The following is a 22,451-nucleotide window of genomic DNA, read 5'->3' on the forward strand; positions in this document are numbered from 1 at the left end:
GAAGGAGCTGCCGCCATGCTTGTCGACAATGCCGTGTACGTCGATGGGCGGCGCACGGCCGCCCCGGCATCGCTCGACGAGACGTACGAGGCGGTTCGCGACCGCCACGGGTTCGCGTGGATCGGCCTGTACCGGCCCTCGGAGAGCGAGCTGGGCGCAGTGGCGACCGAGTTCACCCTGCCGGCGCTCGCCGTCGAGGATGCGCTCACCGGCCATCAGCGCGCCAAGATCGAGAAGTACGAGGGGACGACCTTCGTGGTGCTGCGCCCGGCGCGGTACATCGACGAGACCGAGAAGGTCGAGTTCGGTGAGGTCCACGTCTTCCTCGGTGACGACTTCCTCATCACGGTGCGGCACGCCGAGACTCCCGACCTGGCTGCGGTGCGGCGTCGGATGGAGTCGGACCCCGGGATGCTCGCCCACGGCCCGATCGCCGGGCTCTACGCCATCCTCGACCAGGTCGTCGACGAGTACGGCCCCGTCGTCGCAGGCCTCGAGAACGACATCGACGAGATCGAGGACCAGCTCTTCAACGGCGACCAGAGCGTCTCGCGCCGCATCTACGAGCTCTCGACCGAGGTGATGCACTTCCAGCGGGCGGTCGCTCCGCTCGGTGGGGTGCTGCAGACGCTGCGGGATCACCTGGAACAGGCGGGGTTCGACCTGTCGCTCCGCGAGGCGTTCCGGAACGTGCACGACCACGTCATCCGGGTCACCGAGCGTGCCGACGGGTTCCGCGAGATCCTGCAGAACGCGCTCAACGTGCACACCGCGCTCGTGGGGCAGCAGCAGAACGATGAGGTGAAGAAGATCTCGTCGTGGGCGGCGATCCTCTTCACCCCGACGCTCATCGGCAGCATCTACGGGATGAATTTCCAGTACATGCCCGAACTGCACTGGGCGTTCGGCTACCCCTTCGCGATCGCGCTGATGCTCGCGACGGGACTCGGGCTGTACTGGGCGTTCAAACGGAAGGGCTGGCTGTAGCCACGGACCCGCTCACGGCATTCCCGGCGTGCACGAGCTGCCGGACCTCGATCGGCGAGAACCGCGCCTCCACGAACCGTCCGGCGATCTCGACCGCGCGATCGATGCCGGCGACGTCGACCACGTAGTAGCCGCCCACCCACTCCTTCGACTCGCAGAACGGTCCGTCAACGGCGAGCACCATCCTCGTGCCTGGGTCGACGCGCACCGTCGCCGCCGCCGTCGTGCTCAACTCGTCACTGTCGACGAGTTCCCCGGATGCGGTGAGCTCCTCGATCACGGCGCGGTGCGTGCTGTCGAGCTCCTCCATGAGTCCGTTCCGGAGAGCCATGTCGAACTCGGCGTTGTTGTAGATCAGAATCTGGAACCGCATGAGCGCTTCCCCTTTCGTCGTTAATCCTGCCGTCGAACGAACGCGCACGTTTTCGACATCATCGCCGAGAATCCTGCCTACGCCGCCGCCGCCTTCTCGGCGAGCACCGCGCGTTCGGCCGCGTTACCGCACAGGTCGGCCGCGAGCAGGTACTCTCGCCGGGCTTCGTCGCGGCGCCCGAGACGGGCGAGCAACTCAGCGCGAACCGCCGGCAGCAGGTGCGACCCGTCGAGGTCGCCCCGCGCGGCGATCTCGTCGACGAGCTGCAACCCGGATGCGGGCCCGGACGCCATCGCGACCGCCACCGCCTGGTTGAGGTCGACCACCGGCGACGGCGCGACCTGTCCGAGCGCTTCGTAGAGCAGGACGATGCGGTCCCAGTCGGTCTCGGCGACCGAAGCCGCCACCGCATGGCACTCGGCGATCGCGGCCTGCAGACCATACGGACCGAGTCCACGGCCCGCCGAGGCGGCCTGGGCGAGTGCCGCCTGCCCGCGCCGGATCGCCGAGCGATCCCAGCGACGACGGTCCTGGTCTTCCAGGAGGACGGGCTTCCCGTCCGCGTCGACCCGGGCAGGGAAGCGGGCCGCCGTGAGTTCCAGGAGCGCCAGCAGCCCGTACACGTCTGGCTCGGGTTCGAGCCGTACCAGTACGCGTGCCAGGCGAACCGCCTCGTGCGCCAGGTCGATCCTGATCCACGCGTCGCCGCCGGATGCGGACGAACCCTCGGTGAAGATCAGATAGACGACGCTCAGCACCGAACCCAGCCGGTCGGCCCGCTCCCGTGCCTCCGGCACGGCGAAGGGCACCTTCGCAGCGGCGAGCGTCTTCTTCGCCCGGGTGATGCGCGCCTGCACCGTCGGAACCGGCACGAGAAAGGCCTTCGCGATCTCGTCCGTCGTGAGTCCGCCGACCACCCGGAGGGTCAGAGTGATCCGCGCCTCCTTCGACAGCACGGGGTGGCACGCCGTGAACATCAGGGCGAGCACGTCGTCGTCGATCGCGTCCGGATCGAACAGCAGGTCGGCATCCGGGCCGCCGGCGTCCAGGTCACCGGCGAGGATGGCGTAACGTTCGTCACCGGCGGCGCGACGGCGGAACGCGTCGATCGCGCGACGTCGACCGGCGGTCAGCAGCCACGCGACGGGGTCACGCGGCACACCGGCCGTCGCCCAGCCGACCAGCGCCTCGGCGAGAGCCTCCTGAGCGACGTCCTCCGCCAGAGCGAAATCACCCGTGTACCGGGCGAGCGCGCCGACGATGCGGGCGGACTCCATCCGCCACACCGCCTCGACGGCGCGCCGCTCTTCGGTCACAGCTGCCCGGTCGCCTCGCGCCAGGCGCGCTCCTTCTGGATCCACACGTTGTCCTGCGGAAACTCGTCGATCGTCGGAACCCGGCGGATCTCGACCTTGGTGCCGTCGGAGCTCGGCACGCGCTTGGCCCACTCGACCGCCTCCTGCACCGACGCGACGTCGAGGATGTAGTAGCCGTTGAACAGCTCCTTCGTCTCCCCGTACGGGCCGTCGGTGACCACCGGTGTCTCGCCCGTGAAGTCGACGACGACGCTCTTCGACGGGTCCTCCAGCCCTTCGGCTGCGAGCAGGACCCCCGCGCGGATCAGCTCGTCGTTGAACTTGCCGACGGACTCGAGCATCTCGTTGAAGTCGACGTTCTCGAACTTCGCGTTCGCCTCGTCTGTCGATCGCCAGATCAGCATGTACTTCGCCATCATGTTCTCCCTTGTCGTCCGGAAAGTCCGTTCTGACTTTCTCACCCCAAGGTCGAACGCGAAAGGCTCGAATCGACAGATCCGCGAGAAATCTTCGGAGGCGGGTCGGGATGGTAGGAAGGAGCGTGCCCAGCATCCCCGAGTTCCCCTTCGAGCGCCTCCGTCGCCGGCCCGACATCGAGGCGCCGAACCTGTTCGCGATGGATGCGGCCGATCGGCTCATCCTCGACACGGCCGCCGAGGCGCTCGGGGAGGCAGGCGACGGCGACGTGGCCGTCATCGGCGATTCGTATGGAGCACTCACGCTCGCCGCTGCCTTCCAGGGCGGCCGACGCATCCGGGTGTATCAGGATGCGTTGACCGGCTCCCGAGCACTCGCTGCGAACGCGGAGCTGCTCGGCCTGGACGGAACGTACGAGGAGCACCAGCTCGACCCGTCGCTCGTCACGGGCGCGCGAGTGGTGCTGCTGCGCCTGCCGAGAAGCCTCGACGCGCTCGCCGAGATCGCGGCCCTCATCGCCGAGCACGCGCATCCGGATGCGACCGTCTATGCGGGGGGCATGGTGAAGCACCTGACCACCGGGATGAACGGCGTGCTCGGGCAGGTGTTCGGCTCGGTGCAGGCGTCGCTCGCCCGGCAGAAGGCGCGGGTGCTCACGGTCACGGATGCTCTCCCCGCGGCCGCTGCGGCGCTCGGCTCCTGGCCCCGCCGCCACTACGACGACCACCTAGCGCTTTGGGTCTGCGCGCACGGCGCCGCATTCGCCGGAACCTCGGTCGACATCGGAACCCGCCTCCTGCTGGGCGTGCTCGACGACGCTGTTCCGGATGCGCGCACCGCGATCGACCTCGGCTGCGGAACCGGGGTACTCGCGAGCGCTCTGGCCATGCGTCGCCCGGGCATCCACGTGATCGCCACCGATCAGTCCGCCGCGGCGGTCGCCTCGGCCGCCGCGACCGCCTCGGCGAACGGCGTGACCTCGCGGGTGACAGTCGTGCGCGACGACGCCCTCGGGGGCCGTCCGGATGCGAGCGCCGACCTGATCGTGCTGAACCCGCCCTTCCACATCGGCAGCGCCGTGCACACCGGGATCGCGCACCGGATGTTCACCGACGCGGCCCGCGTCCTGTCGCCCGGCGGGGAGCTCTGGACGGTCTGGAACTCCCACCTCGGCTATCGCGCCGCGCTGGAACGCACTGTCGGGCCGACCCGGCAGATCGCGCGCAATGCGAAGTTCACCGTGACGGCGTCCCACCGCCCGTAGGAGATATCGATGACCGAAGAGGATGCACGGGCCCAGGTCGGAGGCGTTCTCGCGGCCTTCGCGCAGGGCCGGCCCGGCGACGCGAAGCTCCTGCTGCATCCCTACCTCCATTGGACGACGCCGTCGGGCGACACCGTGCGCGGCCGCGCCAACGTGCTCGCCCTCCTCTCCGAGCTCGCAGCGACGGATGCGGCGCTCCCCGAACCCGAGTCCGTCGAACTGCGAGACGGCCAGATCTACCGCTGGCTGAGCGCGTAGGGCTGATATTCCAATGTAAGCATTGTGTCCCTCGGCGCAGGATCGATAACTTCAGGGTCGGGAGTGTCATCGGGACGCCCGCGGAGCCCCTGAGGACGCTGCAAGTGAGGATCGTCGACATGTTCAGGCCCGATGTTCGTACAGCCATCCACGCCACCACGCCGCGCAAAGTGGCATCCGTCGGCTCGACACTCGGCGTTGTCGCGTCGGCCCTCATCTTCGGGGCGGTTGCTCCCTGGTGGCTCTGGCTCGTGTTGTTGGCAGCCGAGGGCGTGGTCTTCCTCGTGCTCGGCAACTACTGGGCCGGCCAGGACGCGGTCGCGGCTGAGAACCGTGAGGGATGAGGGAGCGCGTAGCGCGACCCCCGAAACGGATGAGGGGTCGCAACGCGCCGTGCGACGCACCGGGGAGACGGCGTGTTGCGACCCCTCATCCCGACACGGCGGCCGGAGGGCACCCGACAAGTGAGGAGGCTATTAACGGGCGCCGGTCAGCCTGACACGGTAGCTTGAGGACATCTGAGGGTGCATACCCGCTAACGCCGGCTGGGAAGTCGAATCGACCGAACGGCATGGCATGTCTACACTCGCACCTACGCTCGGCCCGATTCGCAAGACGGGGCCCCGCATCAGCACCCAGCCGATCGGCACGGGAAGCTACTCGCGGCTGCTCAGCACCGTGCGCGACGGCGGCCTTCTGCGCCGAACGCCGGTCTTCTACTCGCTGGTGTTCGCCGGGCTCGTGGTGGCGCTCGCCGCCGGGTTCGCCGGGATGGCACTGCTTGGCGACAGCTGGCTTCAGCTCCTCGTCGCCGGCGCCTTCGGCGTCATCTTCACCCAGTTCGCGTTTCTGGGGCATGAGGCGTCCCACCGGCAGATCGCCGCATCCGGACCCCTCAACGACAAGATGGGGCGCGTGCTCGCGACCCTCTTCGTCGGCATCAGCTACGCCTGGTGGATGACCAAGCACACCCGCCACCACGCAAATCCGAACACGATCGGCAAGGACCCCGACATCGAGGTCGACACCATCACGTTCACCGAAGAAGATGCGGCCAAGCAGCAGAGCGGCATCCTGGGCATGATCACGCGCCGCCAGGGCTACCTCTTCTTCCCGCTGCTCGCCTTCGAGGGCGTCAACCTCCACGTGCGCTCGTTCGGCACGCTGTTCAAGCGTGGCAAGGTCGACGGACGCGGCAAAGAGATCACGTTCCTCGTGGTTCGGTTCGCGCTCTACCTCGGTGTCGTCTTCTGGCTCATCCCGTTCCCCGTCGCCGTCGCGTTCCTCGGGGTGCAGCTGGCCGTCTTCGGCATCTACATGGGTGCCAGCTTCGCGCCGAACCACAAGGGCATGCCCCTGATCGAGGCGGGCGTGAAGGTCGACTTCCTCGGCCGTCAGGTGCTGACCTCGCGCAACATCGAGGGATTCGGCACGACCGCGTTCATGGGCGGCCTCAACTACCAGGTCGAGCACCACCTCTTCCCGAGCATGCCCCGCCCGCACCTGCGCAAGGCGGCGGCGATCGTGCGCGAGCACTGCGCGGCCGAGAACATCCCGTACACCGAGACGACGCTTCTGCGCTCGTACGGCATCGTCATCAAGTACCTCAACCGGGTCGGTCTCTCCGCCCGTGACCCGTTCGACTGCCCGGCAGCAGCGACGCTGCGCTGATCGCGGGCCACAGAGGTGAGAGAGCCGGCGCATATCGGGTCGCGGCCACGCAAGGTGGTCGCCTTCCTGGTCTACCCGCGCAGCCAGGCCTCCGACGTGTCCGTGATCCTCGAGGCCGCACCGGATGCGCTGCCCGCGACGGTCGCGATCGAGTCGCGGGAGCAGAACACCCACGGGCTCGACGTTTTCACCCTCTTCGACGACTCCGACGCTCCCCGATTCGTCACCTACGTCTACCGTAAGACGGTCGCGGCCGCGAGCTAGCGGCGAACCAAAAGGCTCGACCCCCTTTCGTGCGGCCCCAGGTCGGCGTTCTATTGAGCGGGCGAGGAGGTTCCAGGATGCGCGTACTCAGCGAACAGAGGTCGAAGCTGCGCGTGAGCGTGACCGGCGGCGACGTCCTCGGGGTGCGCGAAGGCGAAGTCGACTCGTGGCGGGGGATCCCGTATGCCGCGCCGCCGGTGGGGGACCTGCGCTACCGGTCGCCGGCTCCCGTGGTGCCGTGGGACGGTGTGCGCGACGCGACCAGGTTCGGTGCCGAGGCGCCCCAGACGCTTCGGCGGCGGCTTCGAGGAGCCCCCTCGTCGTACGCGTCCGATGAGGACTGTCTGAGCGTCAACGTGCAGACGCCCGCCGACGTCGATGGGCCGCTGCCGGTGCTGGTGTTCATCCACGGCGGAGGCTACAGCCAGGGGTCGTCTCGCGAGTTCTCCGGGCAGGGGCAGAGTTTTGTGCTGTGCCGTCGGGCCGTCTACGTGAGCTTCAACTACCGGCTCGGACCGCTCGGCTACCTCGACTTCACCCGGTACTCGACCCCCGAGCGGCCGATCGAGAGCAACCTCGGCCTCCGGGATCAGGTTGCCGTGTTGCGCTGGGTGCGGGACAACATCGCCGGTTTCGGCGGCGACCCCGACAACGTGACGGTCTTCGGGGAGTCGGCCGGTGGGAACGCCGTCGTGACCCTGCTCGCCACCCCGTCGGCCGAGGGGCTGTTCGCCCGGGCAATCGCACAGAGCGCACCGCCGAGCGCCGTCTACCCTCCCGCGCAGACGGGCGAGTGGGCGGCCGAGTTCATTCAGATCCTGCGCGGCCTGGTGCCGTCCCCTGTGCCCGAAGACGATCACGACCTGCTCGTGGGTGCGCGCGTCTCCGACCTCCTCAACGCGTGCCTGGTATTGCAGGTCCGCACTCCGGACGCCTACCCGGGGATGTTCTGCCTCGCTCCCGTGATCGACGGTGAGTTCCTCCCCGAGCATCCGATGGATGCCGTGCGCGCCGGCCGCGCGCACCGGGTCCCGCTGATCATCGGGACGAACGAGCGGGAGGGCTCCATCTTCCGTGGACGTGTCGACATCCTGCCGAGGTCGCCGTCGAGGATCGACTCGTTGTTCACCCGCGCCCCCGCAGCATCCCGTCCCCGGATGCGCAAGGCCTACCCCGGGCTGCCCGGACGTCGACCTGCCGCCGACTTCGGGGGAGACTACGGGTTCTGGTATCCGAGCATCCGGGTCGCCGACTTCCACTCTGCGTTCGCACCGGTGCACGTCTACCGGTTCGACTTCGCGCCCCGCCTGCTCAGACTCGTGGGGCTGGACGCCACGCACGGCGTCGAGATGTTCGCGCTGTTCGATCGGATGGACGTCCCCCTCGCCCGTGCGATCACCTCGCTCGGCGGCAGCGAGCTCTACGCCGATGCCGGAGAACGGATGCGGGAGCACTGGCTCACTTTCGCCGAGCGCGGCGAGGTCGACGGATGGCCGTCGTACACGGAGCGCTCGCGCATGACCCTGATCATCAACGACGAGGACCGCATCGAGGAGGACCCGCACCGGGCGCAGCGCCGCGCGTGGAACCTGTTCCTTCCGGAGTTCGGGCAGACGATCCGTCAACTGCCCGTATGACGCTCAGCGGCTCGTGATGCTGGTGAACTTGCGGATGGACAGCGGGATGAAGACCAGCAGCACGACCGTCACCCCGATGAGGACCGTCACGATTGGGTACTGCAGCGGCCAGGCGGTCGGTTCCGGAGCACCGGGCGGAACGTTGCCGAACAACTCTCGGGCAGCCTGAACGAGCGCACTGACCGGGTTGTACTCCGCGAAGACCTGCAACGGGGGCGGCAGGGTGTCGCTCGGAACGAACGCGTTCGAGAGGAACGTGAGCGGGAAGAGGATGAGGAACGAGACGTTGTTGATCACTTCGGGGCTGCGCACGCTCATCCCGAGAAAGGCCATCACCCAGGAGAGCGCATACGCGAACAGCAGGAGCAGGGCGACGGCGCCGATCGCCTCGATCGCGCTCGAGCGGATGCGCCAGCCCACGATGAACCCCGTCGCCATCATCACGCCCATCGAGATCGAATTGATCAGGAGGTCGCCGTTGGTGCGCCCTATCAGCACCGCGGAGGGGCTCATCGGCAGGGTGCGGAAACGGTCGATGATGCCGTCGCGCAGATCCTGAGCCATCGCCGAGCCCGAATAGGTGGAGCCGAAGACCACGGTCTGCGCGAAGATGCCGGCCATGATGAACTCGGTGTACGTGCTGCCCGGGATGTCGATCACGCCCGCGTAGACGTAGGTGAAGAGCAGCACGAACATGATCGGCTGCAGGGTGGTGAAGACGAGGACGTCGGGCACGCGCTTGATCTTGATCAGGTTGCGGCGCGTGGTGATCCAGCCGTCGTTGAACCAGTTCGCGATGGCCGAGGTGTTCGCCGGCGCGATCTCCGGGGGTCTGCTCGTCGTCGCAGTCATCGCTGCCTCGCTTCGCTTTCTCGCGCCGTCTTCTTCCGCTTGGACTTCGAGGTCGGGGCCTGGTCGTCGCCGTCGCCCTCTTCGTCGGCGGACGCCATGTGGCCGGTCAGGCGGAGGAAGACGTCGTCGAGTGTCGGGCGGCGCATCCCCGCATCGAACAGGCGGATTCCGGCGGCGCTGCACTCGGCGAGAACGTGCTGCAGGGCGGCGGGAGCGTCGTCGGCGTTGACGCTCAGCGCGCGACCCTCGTTCTCGACCTTCGGTTCCCCGGTGCCGTAGCGGCTGAGGATGTCGATCGCGGTGGCCGTGTCGTCGGTCGACACGAGTGTGAGCTCGATCTTCTGGCCGCCGATCGACGCTTTCAACTCGTCGGAGGTCCCCTCGGCGATCACCTTGCCGTCGTCGATCACCGAGATGCTGTCGGCGAGCTGGTCGGCTTCCTCGAGGTACTGGGTCGTGAGGAGCACCGTCGTCCCCTCGCCGACGAGGGAGTTGATGATGTCCCACATCCCCAGCCGGCTGCGCGGGTCGAGGCCGGTGGTCGGTTCGTCGAGGAACAGCATCCGGGGCCTGGTCACGAGAGCACCGGCGAGGTCGATCCGGCGCCGCATGCCGCCCGAGAATCCCTTGACCGGCCGGTTCTGCGCCTCGGTCAGGTCGAACAGGTCGATCAGTTCTCTGGCGCGGGCCCGGGATCGCCGCGCGCCCAGGTGGTAGAGCCGGCCGACCATGTCGAGGTTCTCGAAGCCGGTCAGGTTCTCGTCGACGGCCGCGTACTGACCGGAGACACCGATCATGGGCCGGATGCGCTCGGGCCGCGTCAGCACGTCGACCCCGTCGATCGTCGCCGTGCCCTCGTCCGGCTCGATCAGCGTGGTGAGCACCTTGACGGCCGTGGTCTTGCCCGCTCCGTTGGGGCCGAGCAGCGCCTGAACCGTGCCTTGAGGAACCTGCAGGTCGAGGCCGTCGAGAGCGTGTACGGGTTCCGCACCGCGGGGACGGTACGTCTTCTTCAGGCCACACGCTTCGATGTACGGCACGCAAAGGAACTTACCGCACATAGACCGCTCGCCGTCAGAGAGCTAGGGTCGTGACTGAGTCCCGATCCTGTCTGCGCCGATGCCGGGACACACGGGAGATGACTGACATGTGCCGTTGGCTTGCTTACTCGGGAGAACCGCTCAAACCGTCCACCCTCATCCTCGACGCCCAGCATTCGCTGGTCGCCCAATCGCTCAATTCGCCGCTCGGTGCTGAGACCGTGAACGGTGACGGTTTCGGGTTCGGCTGGTATCCGGAAGGGTCGGTGGCCGGCAGCACGCCGGCGATGTTCCACAGCATCGAGCCCGCCTGGCACGACGAGAACCTGCGCGAGCTGACGGATTCGATCGCCAGTCCGCTGTTCTTCGGGCACGTGCGCGCCGCGGGCGGGCCGCCCATCCAGCAGACGAACTGCCACCCGTACCGCTATGAGAACTGGCTGTTCATGCACAACGGCTTCCTCTCGGGCTTCGACAAGATGAAGCGCGACCTGACGTTCGCAGTCGACCCGTCGCTGTACCCGCACATCAAGGGCACCACCGACTCCGAGGTGCTGTTCCACCTCGCGCTCACGCTCGGCCTGCGCGACGACCCGATCGGGGGAGTGGAGAAGGCGCTCCGGATGGTCGAATCGGTCGCCCACGACCACGGCGTCGCATTCCCCGTGCAGGCCACCATCGCGCTCTCCGACGGAGCCACGGTGTGGGCGTTCCGCTATTCGACGCAGGGCATGACGCGCTCGCTCTTCCACTCGGTCGACATCCCGACGCTGCAGCAGCTGTATCCGGATGCAGAACGGCTGAAGCTGTTCGGCGAGCGTGCCCGCGTGGTCGTCTCCGAGCCGCTGAACGATCTGCCCGGCGCCTTCGTCGAGGTGCCGGAGTCGACGGTGATGACCCTCCACGAATCGGGCTACGAGCACCGGCCGTTCATGGAGGCCGCGTAGTCCTGCGCGCGCGTCCGGCCGGCTAGCCGCTGAGCTCGTCGAGCACCTTCGCGATCCGGCGTGCGCGCGTCTCGTCGGTGCGGGCTCCCGTGACGGCGAGCACGTGGCGGCGCTGGTTGCTGTAGGAGAGCCTCGCGAATCGCTCTCCCGCGGCGGCGTCGGCGGCCAGTGCCGCCGCGAGGTCGGCGGGCACGTCGACCGTGCGCGGCTGGTCGTCCTTCTCGATCGTCACGGTCAGTTCGTCGCCGGCCTCGACGCCTGCCAGGCCGCGGATCTCCGCGCTCACGGGGATCATCGCCTCACCGCTCAGCATGGCGATGGTGCTCGGATACTGCACGCCGTTGATCGTCACCTGCACCGGAGTCCGTTTGCCTCCTCCGAGCCCGGCGACGACGTCGTCCGGAACCCGGATGCCCGTGGCCGTCTTGCCCCCGAGCTGCAGCGTTGCGATGAACTCCATGGTGACCTCCCTGACGCGGAGCCTAGTCGGCCTCGGGGACGTACCGGTAGCCCATCCCGACCTCGGTGAGGAAGTAGCGCGGGCGGCCCGGATCCGGTTCGAGCTTCTTCCGGAGCTGTCCGATGTAGAGGCGGAGGTATCCCGTGTCGCCCACATGGTTGGGCCCCCGGATCTCGGTGAGCAGCGTTCGCTGGGTGACGAGCTTGCGCGGGTTCCGCAGCAGCAGCTCGAGGATCTGCCACTCCGTCGGGGTGAGCCGCACGACCGTGTCGACCCCCTCATCCCGAACGGTCGCCACCTTGGCGGCGAGGTCGATGGTGACGTTCGCGAATCGCACGATCGGTTCGTCGGCCGTGCCCGCGGTCCTCCGGGTGAGGGCACGGATGCGCGCCAGCAGCTCATCGGCGGCGAACGGCTTGGTGACGTAGTCGTCCGCCCCGGCATCCAGAGCGCTGACTTTGTCGGCGGAGTCGGTTCGTCCGGAGACGATCACGATCGGCACTGAACTCCAGCCGCGAATGGCCCCGATGACCTCCAGGCCGTTGAGCTGCGGCATGCCCAGGTCGAGCACGACGAGTTCCGGATGCTCGGCGATGACGGCGTCGAGCGCTTCCTTGCCCGTGCGAGCCAGCTTCACCTCGTAGCCGTGTGCCCCGAGGATGATCCTGAGCGCTCCGAGCATCTGAGGGTCATCGTCTGCGACAACGATCTTCACGCTTATCCCTCGTTCTTGCTCGGAGCCGGTTCGGCCTGCAGCGAGACGACCATGGTGAGACCGCCGCCGGGAGTGTCCTCCGCTGTGAGCGTTCCGTCCATTCCTTCGACGAAGCCCTTCGTCAGCGCCAGCCCGAGACCGATGCCGGTGGTGTTGTCCAGGTCTCCGACGCGCTGGAAGGGCTGGAAGATCTCCTCCTTCCGATCGTCGGGCACGCCGGGGCCGGTGTCGGCGACGCGCACTTCGACGATCCCCGCGAACGTGCTCGCGCTGAGGCGCGGCGGTTGACCTGCAGGCGCATAGCGGAGCGCATTGGTCAGGAGGTTCACGATCGACCTCTGCAGCAGCACGCCGTCGGCGTGCACCGGCGGCAGGTCGTCGGGGATGTCGATCACGATGTCGCCCGGAGCGAGGTCGAGCTCGTCGATGAGCGAGGGGACCAGGTCTTCGATATCGACGGCGGTGAGCGACACCGCGAGCACGCCGGCCTGGACCCGACTCACGTCGAGCAGGTTGGTCAGCAGGTCCGCGAGGCCGCTCAGGCTCACTTCGGCCGTCTCGAGCAGGCTCTGCCTGTCCTTCTCCGAGAGGACGACATCGCGCGAGCGGAGACTGGTGACCGCTGCCGTCGCCGCAGCAAGCGGGCGCCTGAGGTCGTGGCCGACCGCCGCGAGCAGGGCGGTTCGCACCTTGTCCGTTGCGGCGAGGGGGCCGACTTCCTTGGCGACCGTGCTGAGGTCCCGATGCTCGAGTGCCGCATCGAGCTGGGTGACGATGACGACGAGGAGACGGCGGTCGGATGCCTGCAGGTCGGGCCCGAACAGCTCGAGTCGTCCGCGCTCACCGACCGGCATGGTCGTCGACGGCGTGCCCTGGGTGTCACCGTCGGTCACGGGTTGGGTTCCTTCGGCCTCCAGTCGTGCGCCGCGCATCCCGAACGCCTCCCGGGCTCGGGAGACGATGGCCTGGAGGGCGTCGTCGCCACGGATGACGCCACCCGCGACCGTGGCCAGGAGTTCCGACTCGGCCGCTGCGCGCGCCGCAGCGCGGCTGCGACGGGCGGCTTGATCGACGACGAGGCTGACCAGGGTGGCGATGACCACGTAGAGGGTGAGGGCCAGAAGGTGCGTGGGACGCCCGATGGTGATGTTGAAATAGGGCTCGACGAAGACGTAGTCGAGCGTCAGCCCCGAGAGCACCGCAGCGAACAGGGCCGGCCAGATACCGCCGACGAGCGCGACCACCACGACGAGCAGCTGGTAGCTGAGCGTGTCCGCGGTGAGCGAGTCGGGATTGCGGATCGGGAGGAGCGCGAGGGTGAGCAGCGGACCGACGACCACGGCGAGCAGGAATCCGAGTAAGCGACGCCTCACACTCAGGGCGCCGCCGAGTCGCGGGAGGGACAGCAGGTGTCGCCCGGCCGCGGCATGCGAGACGATGTGAACGTCGATGTCGCCCGATTCGCGGATGACCGTCGCGCCGATCCCGGGACCGGTGAGCAGAGCCGTGAGGCGGCTGCGACGGGAGACGCCGATGACGAGCTGGGTGGCGTTGCTCGCCCGCGCGAAGGTGACGAGCGCTTCTGGAGTGTTCGAGCCGACCACCTGGTGATAGGTGCCGCCGAGTTGCTCGACGAGGGCGCGCTGGGCGGCGAGCGCAGCCGGGTTGGTCTCGCGCAGGCCGTCCTGGCTGGTCACGTGCACGGCCAAGAGCTCGCCGCCGGAGGAACGCGCCGCCACGCGCGCACCCCGCCGAAGCAGGGTCTCGCCCTCCGGCCCACCGGTGAGCGCCACGACGACCCGTTCGCGCGCCTCCCATTTCTGGTCGATGCCGTGCTCGGCTCGGTAGCGCTTCAGAGAGCTGTCGACCTCGTCGGCCAGCCAGAGCAGGGTCAGCTCGCGCAGGGCGGTCAGGTTGCCGAGGCGGAAGTAGTTCGAAAGGGCGGCGTCGATGCGAACCGCCGGGTAGACCTGGCCGTCGGCGAGACGGTCGCGTAGAGCCTGCGGGGCGAGGTCGACGACCTCGACCTGATTGGCGCTCCGGACGACCGAGTCCGGTACGGTCTCGCGCTGGGGAGCGCCGGTGATCTGCTCGACGACATCGTTCAGCGATTCGATGTGCTGGATGTTGACGGTGGTGATGACATTGATGCCGGCTTCGAGGATCGCGTCGACGTCTTGCCACCGCTTGGTGTTGTGCGATCCCGGCGCGTTCGTGTGCGCCAGTTCGTCGACCAACGCGATGTCCGGATGCCGCGCGAGCACGGCATCCAGGTCCATCTCGGTGAGCTCGATGCCGCGATGTTCGACGGTCACCCGGGGAACGACTTCGAGACCCGTGAGCATCGACGCCGTGGCGTCGCGGTCGTGGGTTTCCACGACCGCGACGACCACGTCTTTGCCCAGATCCCGCAGTCGGCGACCCTCTTCGAGCATTGTGTATGTCTTGCCGACACCGGGAGCCGCACCGAGCAGCACCCGCAGGTTGCCGCGGGCGGTCACGCTACCTGTCCCTACCCGTTTCCGTTGGGATCCAGCTGCGCCAGAGCGATGTTCAGCTGGAGCACGTTCACGGTCGGCTCGCCGAGGTAGCCGAGGTCACGACCCTGGGTGTGCGACTCGACCAGCTTCTTGACCGTGGCCGGGGCGAGGCCACGAGCCTTCGCGACGGCGTTGACCTGGAGCAGGGCGTAGTCGGGCGAGATGTGCGGGTCGAGCCCCGATCCGGATGCGGTGAGCGCGTCCGACGGGATGACGCTCGCGACGACCCCGTCCGTCTTCTCGATCACGGCCTTGCGGTCCCTGATCGCCTTGAGGAGGTCGGGGTTGTTCGGGCCGAAGTTGCTTCCGCTGGATGCTCCCGCATCCCAGCCGTCGCCGGCCGCGGACGGCCGCGACTGGAACCACTGCGGCAGCGGGTTGCCCTTCTTGTCGACGAAGCCCTGGCCGATCAGGCTCGAGCCGACCGTCTTGCCCTGGTAGGTGACGGCCGAGCCGTTCGCCTGCGCCGGGGTGATGACCTGCCCGATGCCCGTGACGACGAGCGGGTACACGATCCCGAGAGCCACGGTGAAGATGAGCAGCGCCCGCAGGGCCACCCAGTACTGGCGTCCCGTTCCACGTATCGATGCGTTCATGATGTTTTGTCCGGTCTACTTTCTAGAACCCTGGGATCAGGCCGACGACGAGGTCGATGAGCTTGATTCCGATGAATGGAGCGATGATGCCGCCGAGGCCGTAGATCAGCAGGTTGCTGCGCAGCAGTATCGATGCCGATGACGGGCGGTAGCGCACACCTCGCAGTGCGAGCGGGATCAGGATCACGATGATGATCGCGTTGAAGATCACGGCCGACAGGATGGCGGAGGACGGCGAGTGCAGCTGCATGATGTTGATCGCCTGCAGTCCGGGGAAGACGCCCACGAACATCGCCGGGATGATCGCGAAGTACTTCGCGACGTCGTTGGCGATCGAGAACGTGGTCAACGCTCCGCGGGTGATCAGCAACTGCTTGCCGATGCTCACGATGTCGATCAGCTTGGTCGGGTCGGAGTCGAGGTCGACCATGTTGCCGGCCTCCTTCGCGGCCGACGTGCCCGTGTTCATCGCGACTCCGACATCCGCCTGCGCGAGGGCAGGGGCGTCGTTGGTGCCGTCACCGGTCATCGCGACGAGGTTTCCGCCCTCCTGCTCGCGGCGGATGAGCGCCAGCTTGTCCTCTGGCGTCGCCTCGGCGAGGTAGTCGTCCACGCCTGCTTCGGCGGCGATCGCCTTGGCGGTGAGCGGGTTGTCGCCGGTGATCATCACCGTGCGGATGCCCATCCGGCGCATGTCGGCGAACCGGGCCGCGAGACCCTGCTTCACGACGTCCTTCAGGTAGATGACGCCCAGGATGCTGGCCTCACCGGTGGCCGTCTTGGTCGCGACCGCGAGGGGCGTGCCACCGACCTGTGAGATCCGTTCGACCTGATCGTGCAGTTCGCTCAGAACGGTCGAGGCGACCGGCCCGGACTCTTCCGCCCAGGCGATCACCGAGGACGCAGCGCCCTTGCGGACCTGCGTGCCGTCCGCGAAGTCGACACCGCTCATGCGCGTCTGCGCCGTGAACGGCACGATCTCGCCGTCCAGCGCGCCCTCGTGGGTGAAGCCCATCTGCGAGGCGAGCGAGACGACCGAGGATCCTTCGGGGGTCGGGTCGCTCAGCGATGCGAGCGCCGCGGCGCGGACCAGATCCATCGGGGCGACTCCGTCGACGGGCGTGAACTCGCTCGCCTGACGGTTGCCGTAGGTGATCGTTCCGGTCTTGTCGAGCAGCAGCGTCGTCACGTCGCCGGCGGCCTCGACGGCACGGCCGGACATGGCGAGCACATTGTGCTGCACCAGACGGTCCATGCCGGCGATGCCGATCGCCGACAGCAGCGCGCCGATGGTGGTCGGGATCAGACACACCAGCAGGGCGACGAGCACGGGCAGTGTGGGGGACGCATCCGCGAACCCGGCGATCGGGCCGAGCACGAGAACCACGACCACGAAGATGATCGTCAGGCTCGCGAGCAGGATGTTGAGCGCGATCTCGTTCGGCGTCTTCTGACGCGACGCACCCTCGACCAGCTTGATCATGCGGTCGACGAACGTCTCACCGGGCTTGCTGGTGATGCGAACGACGATGCGGTCGGAGAGCACGCGGGTGCCGCCGGTGACAGCGCTGCGGTCGCCGCCCGACTCGCGGACGACGGGGGCGGATTCGCCGGTGATGGCCGACTCGTCCACCGAGGCGATGCCCCAGATGATGTCGCCGTCGCCGGGGATGAGCTCGCCTGCGGTCACGACGACCACATCGCCGAGCCGGAGATCGGCCGACGCGACCTGGGAGACGGATGCGCTGGTAGCCGCCGCATCCGTCGCGTCGTCGTAGTCGGCGACGCGGTTCGCGACGGTGGTCGTGCGGGTCTTTCGCAGGCTCGCAGCCTGCGCCTTGCCGCGGCCTTCGGCGACCGACTCAGCGAGGGTCGCGAAGAGCACGGTCAGCCACAGCCAGATCGCGATCGACCAGGTGAACGCGAGCGTGGTCGTCGACCCGCCCGACGTCTGCTTGCCGAGGAACGGTTCCGCGATGGCCAGAATGGTCGTCAGCGCGGCGCCGATCTCCACGATGAACATGACGGGGTTGTGCCACATGTCCCGGGGGTTGAGCTTGCGGAACGCGCCGGGGAGCCCGCTGATGAGTTGACCCGTGCTGAAGGCGCCCTGCGGTGCCTTCTGCGAGGGCTTGTGCGCCTGGTGGGGCGCAGATTCGGAAATGGTGGACATGCTTAGTTAAGCCCTTCAGCCAGGGGACCCAGCGCGAGAACGGGGAAATACGTGAGTGCGGCGACGATGACGACCGTGCCGACGACCAGCGTCACGAACAGCGGCTTGTGCGTCGGCAGGGTGCCGGCGGTTGCGGGGACCTTGTCCTGGGCCGCCAGCGATCCGGCCAGTGCGAGCACGAAGACGATCGGCAGGAACCGGCCGAGGAACATCGCGGTACCGAGCGCTGCGTTCAGCCACGGGGTGTTCGCGGTGAGTCCCGCGAACGCGGAGCCGTTGTTGTTCGCCGCGGAGGTGAACGCGTAGAGCACCTCGGAGAAGCCGTGCTGACCGGGGTTCCAGATCGAGACCTTCTCGATGTTGTCCCTGATCGCCGGGATCGCGAAGCTGAGGCCGGTGCCGAGGAGCACGAGCGACGGAGTCGTGAGGATGTAGAGGCTCGCGAGCTTGATCTCGCGGGAGCCGAGCTTCTTGCCGAGGTACTCGGGGGTGCGTCCGACCATCAGGCCGGCCAGGAACACGGCGATGATCGCGATGATCAGGATGCCGTACAAGCCGGCCCCGATACCACCGGGAGCCACCTCGCCCGTCATCATGTTCAGCATCGTCATCATGCCGCCCAATGGCGTGTAGCTGTCGTGCATCGAGTTGACGGCACCCGTCGAGGTCAGCGTGCTCGTCGTTCCGAAGAACGTCGATCCGAGTATGCCGAGACGTTGCTCCTTGCCTTCGAGGGCGCCTCCGGCCGCCTGGGTGGCGGAACCGCCGCCCTGCAGCTCGAACAGCGTCAGAGCGACCAGGGACACGATGAAGATCGTCGCCATCGCGCCGAGGATCGCGTATCCCTGCCTCTTGTCGCCCACCATCTTGCCGAAGGTGCGCGGCAGCGAGAACGGGATCAGCAGCATGAGGAAGACCTCGATGAGGTTGGTCCAGGCCGTCGGGTTCTCGAACGGATGCGCGGAGTTGACGTTGAAGAAGCCGCCACCGTTGTTGCCCAGCAGCTTGATCGTCTCCTGAGAGGCGACCGGTCCTCCCGGAATGGTGACCGTGCCTCCCGTCAGCGAGGTGACGTGCGTGAACCCGTTGAAGTTCTGCACGGCGCCACCGATGATCAGGATGATCGCGAAAACGGCCGCGAGCGGCAGAAGGATGCGCAGGGTCGCGCGGGTCACATCCACCCACATGTTGCCGATGGTGCCCGAGCGGTGCGCGGCGAATCCACGCACGAGGGCGATCGCGACCGCGATGCCGACGGCGGCCGACAGGAAGTTCTGCACGGCGAGACCGGCGATCTGCACGGTGTAGCCCACCGTGACCTCAGGCGAGTACGACTGCCAGTTGGTGTTGGTCACGAAGGAGATTGCCGTGTTGAACGACAGACCTTCGGGCACCGGGGGCAGGCCCAGGGAGTACGGGAGAACCGCCTGCGCGCGTTGCAGCACGTAGACGAGGAGCACGCCGATGATGGAGAAGGCGAGCACGCTGCGGAGGTACACGGGCCAGCTCTGGCTGGCCTTCGAGTCCACGCCGATCAGCCGGTAGAAACCGCGCTCGATCTTCAGGTCCTTCTTCGACAGGAAGGTCGCGGCCATGTAGTCGCCGAGCGGCCGGTAGGAGAGCCCGAGCATGAGCACGAGCGTGGCGAGCATCGCCACGAAGAGCCAGAACGTCATTTAGAACTTCTCCGGCTTCAGCAGGGCGTAGACGAGGTACGCGAGCGATGCGACGGCGAGTACCGCCGCCAGGAGATTGAAGAAGATCACAGCTTCTCCACCCCTCGGCCGACCAGGGCGACGATCGCGCCAAGCGCGAGAATCCCCAGCACACAAATAATGTCCAACAACGGAATATCTCCATCCGCGGATAAGCGATGCACCTCTCGGTGCTCCAACCGGGGCGGCATGGTGCCGAAAACCCCGGACTCATATAACTCCCAGCGGAGGGGCCGAAACGAAGTCCTAACGCAATCCATGCGGGTGTGCGGCGAACCCTAACGGGATCCATCCGACCCGCCTCGATTGCGAAACGGGGCGCCGGAATGCGTTGCCGGGCAGAGCCGTTCGGAGCGCGTTAGGGTCTGCGACGTTCGTGTATCAACAGCGTTAGGATCGCCGCCGAGCCTGCGCCGGAGTCGCAATCTGAACTGATGCACATTCTGTTTCAGAAATTGACCGAGGGCGCGCATCCGTGGGGGACCGTCGACGTGTCTCCTGCCGGACGGGGCGCCTGGCAGCGCGTCCGCCTGACCGTCTACCCGCCCGGGACCACCGCCGGCGAACGCCGAGCCCTCACCTTCGCACACGCCTGGCCGATCCTCGGTGCGGTGCTCGCTGTGCTGCTTCTCGCTCCTCTGGGATCGGCGTGGCCTGCCCCGCTGGTGCTCGTGACGATGCTCGTCGTCTATGTCGCGGGCTTCTGGGTCGGGGCACGGATCACCAGACCGATCCGCGGCCGGCTGCGGAGTCTCACGACCGCGACCGTGTACCTGTCGGGCGAGGTCCAGGAGTTCGGCAACCTGCGCCTGCTTCGCGAGACGCTCGCGGAGTTCGACCGCATCGATGCACTTCGCCGTCGAGGCGAGCTCACGCCGGTGCAATACGAGGCCGAATGGTCGGCCATCTTCGACACCCTGCCGGCCTCGCCCGAGCTGCACGCGCAGGTCGATGAGAGGCCGTCCGAAAAGAGGTAGCCGTCTGGGAAATAAGGGGATGCGCCATAAAGTTGACCCAAGTAGACTCAACTTTGCCCGTACGACGAAAGGGACACGGATGGCGAACATGCAGGGGGCCCCCTCGACTCAGGAAGAGCAGAAGAGCGCGCTCGAACAATACGGCGTGAACCTCACGGAGATCGCGAAGAGCGGCAAGCTCGACCCGGTGATCGGCCGCGACGCCGAGATCCGCCGCGTCAGCCAGGTGCTCACGCGGCGCACCAAGAACAACCCGGTGCTGATCGGTGAACCCGGCGTCGGCAAGACGGCCGTCGTGGAGGGTCTCGCGCAGCGGATCGTCGCCGGCGACGTCGCCGACTCCCTCAAAGGCAAGCAGCTCGTGGCGCTCGACCTGTCCGCGCTGGTCGCCGGGGCCATGTACCGGGGCCAGTTCGAGGAGCGGCTGAAGGCCGTGCTCAAGGAGATCAACGACGCCGACGGCCAGATCATCACGTTCGTGGACGAGCTTCACATTCTGATGGGCGCCGGCGGCGGCGAAGGTTCGGTAGCGGCCTCGAACATGCTGAAGCCCATGCTGGCCCGCGGCGAACTCCGGCTGATCGGTGCGACCACGCTCAACGAGTACCGCGAGTTCATCGAGAAGGACGCGGCCCTCGAGCGCCGCTTCCAGCAGGTCTACGTGGGTGAGCCGAGCGTCGAGGACACCGTGGCCATCCTCCGCGGACTCAAGGGGCGGTACGAGGCGCACCACGGCGTCACGATCGAGGACTCGGCGCTGGTCGCAGCCGCATCCCTCTCCAACCGGTACATCACCGCACGCCAGCTGCCCGACAAAGCGATCGACCTCATCGACGAGGCCGCCAGCCGGCTCAAGATGGAGATCGACTCGGCGCCGGTCGAGATCGACACCCTGCAACGCGTCGTCGAGCGGATGAAGCTCGAAGAGTTCGCGTTGAAGAAGGAGAAGGACGACGCCAGCAAAGACCGGCTGGCGGAGCTCCAGACGCGACTGCTCGAGAGCGAGGCCACCCTCGAGGAGCTGCAGGAGCGCTGGCGGCTCGAGAAGGCATCCCTCAACCGGGTCGGTCAGTTGCGGCTGCAGCTCGACGAGGCGAAGACGAAGCGCGACCTCGCACTGCGCGACGGCCGGTACCAGGAGGCCTCGAAGATCGAGTACGAGACCATCCCGTCGATCGAGCGCGAGCTCGCGGATGCCGAGCAGGCCGAACTGCACCCCGACAAGCCGCGCATGGTCAACGAGCAGGTCACCAGCGACGACATCGCATCGGTCGTGGCCGCGTGGACGGGCATCCCCGTCGACCGGCTGACCCAGGGCGAGACCGAGAAGCTGCTGCATCTCGAGTCGGAGCTCGGGCGACGCCTGATCGGTCAGAAGCCGGCCGTGAAGGCGGTTGCGGATGCCGTGCGCCGCACGCGCGCGGGAATCTCCGACCCCGATCGGCCCACCGGTTCGTTCCTGTTCCTCGGGCCGACCGGTGTCGGCAAGACCGAGCTGGCGAAGGCGCTCGCCGCCTTCCTGTTCGACGACGAGAAGGCGATGGTGCGCATCGACATGAGCGAGTACGGGGAGAAGTTCTCCGTGTCGCGGCTGGTCGGTGCCCCTCCCGGCTATGTCGGTTACGAGCAGGGCGGCCAGCTGACCGAGGCAGTGCGGAGGCGTCCGTACTCGGTGATCCTGCTCGACGAGGTGGAGAAGGCCCATCCCGAGGTGTTCGACGTGCTGCTGCAGGTGCTCGACGACGGGCGCTTGACGGACGGGCAGGGCCGCACCGTCGACTTCCGCAACGCGATCCTCATCCTGACCTCCAACCTGGGAAGCCAGTTCCTCGTCGACCCGACGCTCAGCCGGGCCGAGAAGGAGCAGGCGGTGCAGCAGATGGTGCGCGAGGCGTTCAAGCCCGAGTTCGTGAACCGGCTCGACGACATCGTCATCTTCGAGACCCTCGATCAGGAGGAGCTGGGCGAGATCGTCGAACTCAACATCGACCGCCTGATGCGCCGCCTCCAGGAGCGCCGGCTCGAGCTCGCGGTGACGCCGGATGCGCGGCGCTGGCTGGCAGAGCGAGGCTACGACCCGATCTACGGCGCGCGCCCACTGCGGCGCCTGATGCAGCACGAGATCGACGACCGTCTCGCGACCGCCCTCCTCGCGGGCGAGGTGCGCGACGGCGACCTCGTCCGTGTCGACATCGCCCCGGACGGCGATGCGCTCACAGTCGAGCCCGTCCGCGACGAGGGCTGAGGCC

The 22,451-nt window shown here is 67.6% G+C and carries 22 protein-coding genes; 10 read left to right on the forward strand and 12 right to left on the reverse strand.

What is annotated here, in order from left to right; translation table 11 throughout:
* Positions 1-15: 15 nt before the first annotated feature.
* Positions 16-987: a magnesium/cobalt transporter CorA gene (gene corA, locus ACFVV0_RS16175; RefSeq protein WP_387065284.1), complete on the forward strand. Its 972-nt coding sequence runs from the start codon at positions 16-18 to the stop codon at positions 985-987.
* Here corA and ACFVV0_RS16180 read toward each other — a convergent pair.
* From ACFVV0_RS16180 to ACFVV0_RS16190, 3 genes are all read right to left on the reverse strand, one after another.
* Complete coding sequence (locus tag ACFVV0_RS16180; RefSeq protein WP_387065287.1) at positions 965-1,360, reverse strand: YciI family protein; 396 nt, start codon at positions 1,358-1,360, stop codon at positions 965-967. The genes corA and ACFVV0_RS16180 overlap by 23 nt on opposite strands.
* 77 nt (positions 1,361-1,437) lie before the next feature.
* Positions 1,438-2,637: an RNA polymerase sigma factor gene (locus ACFVV0_RS16185; protein WP_387066338.1), complete on the reverse strand. Its 1,200-nt coding sequence runs from the start codon at positions 2,635-2,637 to the stop codon at positions 1,438-1,440.
* 35 nt (positions 2,638-2,672) lie between these two features.
* The gene (locus ACFVV0_RS16190) at positions 2,673-3,092 is read right to left on the reverse strand and encodes a YciI family protein (RefSeq protein ID WP_387066340.1); all 420 of its coding nucleotides are present in this window, start codon (positions 3,090-3,092) and stop codon (positions 2,673-2,675) included.
* A 200-nt stretch (positions 3,093-3,292) separates the two neighbouring features.
* Here ACFVV0_RS16190 and ACFVV0_RS16195 point away from each other — a divergent pair, with 200 nt between their 5' ends.
* The 6 genes from ACFVV0_RS16195 to ACFVV0_RS16220 all read left to right on the forward strand — a co-directional run bounded on the left by ACFVV0_RS16195 (position 3,293) and on the right by ACFVV0_RS16220 (position 8,187).
* Positions 3,293-4,357, forward strand: a complete 1,065-nt coding sequence (locus tag ACFVV0_RS16195) for a class I SAM-dependent methyltransferase (RefSeq protein ID WP_387066342.1) — start codon at positions 3,293-3,295, stop codon at positions 4,355-4,357.
* A gap of 9 nt (positions 4,358-4,366) precedes the next feature.
* Positions 4,367-4,615 carry a hypothetical protein gene (locus ACFVV0_RS16200; RefSeq protein WP_387065289.1) on the forward strand — a complete coding sequence of 83 codons (249 nt, stop codon included), beginning with the start codon at positions 4,367-4,369 and terminating at the stop codon, positions 4,613-4,615.
* 119 nt (positions 4,616-4,734) lie between these two features.
* Positions 4,735-4,959, forward strand: a complete 225-nt coding sequence (locus tag ACFVV0_RS16205) for a hypothetical protein (RefSeq protein ID WP_387065292.1) — start codon at positions 4,735-4,737, stop codon at positions 4,957-4,959.
* Between the two features lie 232 nt (positions 4,960-5,191).
* Positions 5,192-6,286: a fatty acid desaturase family protein gene (locus tag ACFVV0_RS16210; RefSeq protein ID WP_387065294.1), complete on the forward strand. Its 1,095-nt coding sequence runs from the start codon at positions 5,192-5,194 to the stop codon at positions 6,284-6,286.
* Positions 6,287-6,301: 15 nt separating this feature from the next.
* Positions 6,302-6,550 (forward strand): hypothetical protein, encoded by a 249-nt coding sequence (locus tag ACFVV0_RS16215; protein ID WP_387065297.1) that lies wholly within the window; start codon positions 6,302-6,304, stop codon positions 6,548-6,550.
* Positions 6,551-6,627: 77 nt separating this feature from the next.
* Positions 6,628-8,187 carry a carboxylesterase/lipase family protein gene (locus ACFVV0_RS16220; RefSeq protein ID WP_387065300.1) on the forward strand — a complete coding sequence of 520 codons (1,560 nt, stop codon included), beginning with the start codon at positions 6,628-6,630 and terminating at the stop codon, positions 8,185-8,187.
* 3 nt (positions 8,188-8,190) lie between these two features.
* Here the strand turns inward: ACFVV0_RS16220 and ACFVV0_RS16225 are convergent, their stop codons facing one another.
* Both ACFVV0_RS16225 and ACFVV0_RS16230 read right to left on the reverse strand, forming a co-directional pair.
* Positions 8,191-9,039 carry an ABC transporter permease gene (locus tag ACFVV0_RS16225; protein WP_387065302.1) on the reverse strand — a complete coding sequence of 283 codons (849 nt, stop codon included), beginning with the start codon at positions 9,037-9,039 and terminating at the stop codon, positions 8,191-8,193.
* Complete coding sequence (locus tag ACFVV0_RS16230; RefSeq protein ID WP_387065305.1) at positions 9,036-10,079, reverse strand: ATP-binding cassette domain-containing protein; 1,044 nt, start codon at positions 10,077-10,079, stop codon at positions 9,036-9,038. Before ACFVV0_RS16230 ends, ACFVV0_RS16225 begins: the two co-directional genes overlap by 4 nt.
* Positions 10,080-10,186: 107 nt before the next feature.
* Here ACFVV0_RS16230 and ACFVV0_RS16235 point away from each other — a divergent pair, with 107 nt between their 5' ends.
* Complete coding sequence (locus tag ACFVV0_RS16235; protein ID WP_387066344.1) at positions 10,187-11,026, forward strand: class II glutamine amidotransferase; 840 nt, start codon at positions 10,187-10,189, stop codon at positions 11,024-11,026.
* A gap of 22 nt (positions 11,027-11,048) precedes the next feature.
* Here the strand turns inward: ACFVV0_RS16235 and ACFVV0_RS16240 are convergent, their stop codons facing one another.
* The 7 genes from ACFVV0_RS16240 to kdpF all read right to left on the reverse strand — a co-directional run bounded on the left by ACFVV0_RS16240 (position 11,049) and on the right by kdpF (position 19,276).
* Positions 11,049-11,486 (reverse strand): YdeI/OmpD-associated family protein, encoded by a 438-nt coding sequence (locus ACFVV0_RS16240; protein WP_387065308.1) that lies wholly within the window; start codon positions 11,484-11,486, stop codon positions 11,049-11,051.
* A gap of 22 nt (positions 11,487-11,508) precedes the next feature.
* Positions 11,509-12,201 (reverse strand): response regulator, encoded by a 693-nt coding sequence (locus ACFVV0_RS16245; protein ID WP_387065310.1) that lies wholly within the window; start codon positions 12,199-12,201, stop codon positions 11,509-11,511.
* A gap of 2 nt (positions 12,202-12,203) precedes the next feature.
* Complete coding sequence (locus ACFVV0_RS16250; RefSeq protein WP_387066346.1) at positions 12,204-14,636, reverse strand: DUF4118 domain-containing protein; 2,433 nt, start codon at positions 14,634-14,636, stop codon at positions 12,204-12,206.
* A 77-nt stretch (positions 14,637-14,713) separates the two neighbouring features.
* Positions 14,714-15,337, reverse strand: a complete 624-nt coding sequence (gene kdpC, locus ACFVV0_RS16255) for a K(+)-transporting ATPase subunit C (RefSeq protein ID WP_387065313.1) — start codon at positions 15,335-15,337, stop codon at positions 14,714-14,716.
* A 22-nt stretch (positions 15,338-15,359) separates the two neighbouring features.
* Complete coding sequence (gene kdpB, locus ACFVV0_RS16260) at positions 15,360-17,510, reverse strand: potassium-transporting ATPase subunit KdpB (RefSeq protein ID WP_387065316.1); 2,151 nt, start codon at positions 17,508-17,510, stop codon at positions 15,360-15,362.
* A gap of 2 nt (positions 17,511-17,512) precedes the next feature.
* On the reverse strand, positions 17,513-19,186 hold the full coding sequence (gene kdpA, locus ACFVV0_RS16265; protein ID WP_387065319.1) for a potassium-transporting ATPase subunit KdpA: 1,674 nt from the start codon (positions 19,184-19,186) through the stop codon (positions 17,513-17,515).
* The gene (gene kdpF / locus ACFVV0_RS16270) at positions 19,187-19,276 is read right to left on the reverse strand and encodes a K(+)-transporting ATPase subunit F (protein WP_387065322.1); all 90 of its coding nucleotides are present in this window, start codon (positions 19,274-19,276) and stop codon (positions 19,187-19,189) included.
* Between the two features lie 383 nt (positions 19,277-19,659).
* Here kdpF and ACFVV0_RS16275 point away from each other — a divergent pair, with 383 nt between their 5' ends.
* Entirely contained in the window at positions 19,660-20,202 is a 543-nt protein-coding gene (locus ACFVV0_RS16275; RefSeq protein ID WP_387065325.1) for a DUF6611 family protein, read from the forward strand.
* 79 nt (positions 20,203-20,281) lie between these two features.
* A complete protein-coding gene (locus ACFVV0_RS16280; RefSeq protein WP_387065328.1) occupies positions 20,282-22,447 on the forward strand; it encodes an ATP-dependent Clp protease ATP-binding subunit in 2,166 nt (721 codons plus the stop codon).
* Positions 22,448-22,451 lie beyond the last annotated feature (4 nt).

It is taken from the genome of Leifsonia sp. NPDC058230 (assembly GCF_042882245.1).
Taxonomy (GTDB): Bacteria; Actinomycetota; Actinomycetes; order Actinomycetales; family Microbacteriaceae; genus Leifsonia.

What these genes read in the sequence shown, in the direction of transcription:
- ACFVV0_RS16275 (WP_387065325.1), top strand. Translation starts at nt 19,660, where the DNA reads ATGCACATTCTGTTTCAGAAATTGACCGAGGGCGCGCATCCGTGGGGG.
- ACFVV0_RS16200 (WP_387065289.1), top strand. Translation starts at nt 4,367, where the DNA reads ATGACCGAAGAGGATGCACGGGCCCAGGTCGGAGGCGTTCTCGCGGCC.
- ACFVV0_RS16225 (WP_387065302.1), bottom strand. Translation starts at nt 9,039, where the DNA reads ATGACTGCGACGACGAGCAGACCCCCGGAGATCGCGCCGGCGAACACC.
- ACFVV0_RS16220 (WP_387065300.1), top strand. Translation starts at nt 6,628, where the DNA reads ATGCGCGTACTCAGCGAACAGAGGTCGAAGCTGCGCGTGAGCGTGACC.
- corA (WP_387065284.1), top strand. Translation starts at nt 16, where the DNA reads ATGCTTGTCGACAATGCCGTGTACGTCGATGGGCGGCGCACGGCCGCC.
- ACFVV0_RS16210 (WP_387065294.1), top strand. Translation starts at nt 5,192, where the DNA reads ATGTCTACACTCGCACCTACGCTCGGCCCGATTCGCAAGACGGGGCCC.
- ACFVV0_RS16250 (WP_387066346.1), bottom strand. Translation starts at nt 14,636, where the DNA reads ATGCTCGAAGAGGGTCGCCGACTGCGGGATCTGGGCAAAGACGTGGTC.
- kdpB (WP_387065316.1), bottom strand. Translation starts at nt 17,510, where the DNA reads ATGTCCACCATTTCCGAATCTGCGCCCCACCAGGCGCACAAGCCCTCG.
- ACFVV0_RS16235 (WP_387066344.1), top strand. Translation starts at nt 10,187, where the DNA reads ATGTGCCGTTGGCTTGCTTACTCGGGAGAACCGCTCAAACCGTCCACC.
- ACFVV0_RS16185 (WP_387066338.1), bottom strand. Translation starts at nt 2,637, where the DNA reads ATGGAGTCCGCCCGCATCGTCGGCGCGCTCGCCCGGTACACGGGTGAT.
- ACFVV0_RS16205 (WP_387065292.1), top strand. Translation starts at nt 4,735, where the DNA reads ATGTTCAGGCCCGATGTTCGTACAGCCATCCACGCCACCACGCCGCGC.
- ACFVV0_RS16190 (WP_387066340.1), bottom strand. Translation starts at nt 3,092, where the DNA reads ATGGCGAAGTACATGCTGATCTGGCGATCGACAGACGAGGCGAACGCG.
- ACFVV0_RS16180 (WP_387065287.1), bottom strand. Translation starts at nt 1,360, where the DNA reads ATGCGGTTCCAGATTCTGATCTACAACAACGCCGAGTTCGACATGGCT.
- ACFVV0_RS16280 (WP_387065328.1), top strand. Translation starts at nt 20,282, where the DNA reads ATGGCGAACATGCAGGGGGCCCCCTCGACTCAGGAAGAGCAGAAGAGC.
- kdpA (WP_387065319.1), bottom strand. Translation starts at nt 19,186, where the DNA reads ATGACGTTCTGGCTCTTCGTGGCGATGCTCGCCACGCTCGTGCTCATG.
- kdpC (WP_387065313.1), bottom strand. Translation starts at nt 15,337, where the DNA reads ATGAACGCATCGATACGTGGAACGGGACGCCAGTACTGGGTGGCCCTG.
- ACFVV0_RS16195 (WP_387066342.1), top strand. Translation starts at nt 3,293, where the DNA reads ATGGATGCGGCCGATCGGCTCATCCTCGACACGGCCGCCGAGGCGCTC.
- ACFVV0_RS16240 (WP_387065308.1), bottom strand. Translation starts at nt 11,486, where the DNA reads ATGGAGTTCATCGCAACGCTGCAGCTCGGGGGCAAGACGGCCACGGGC.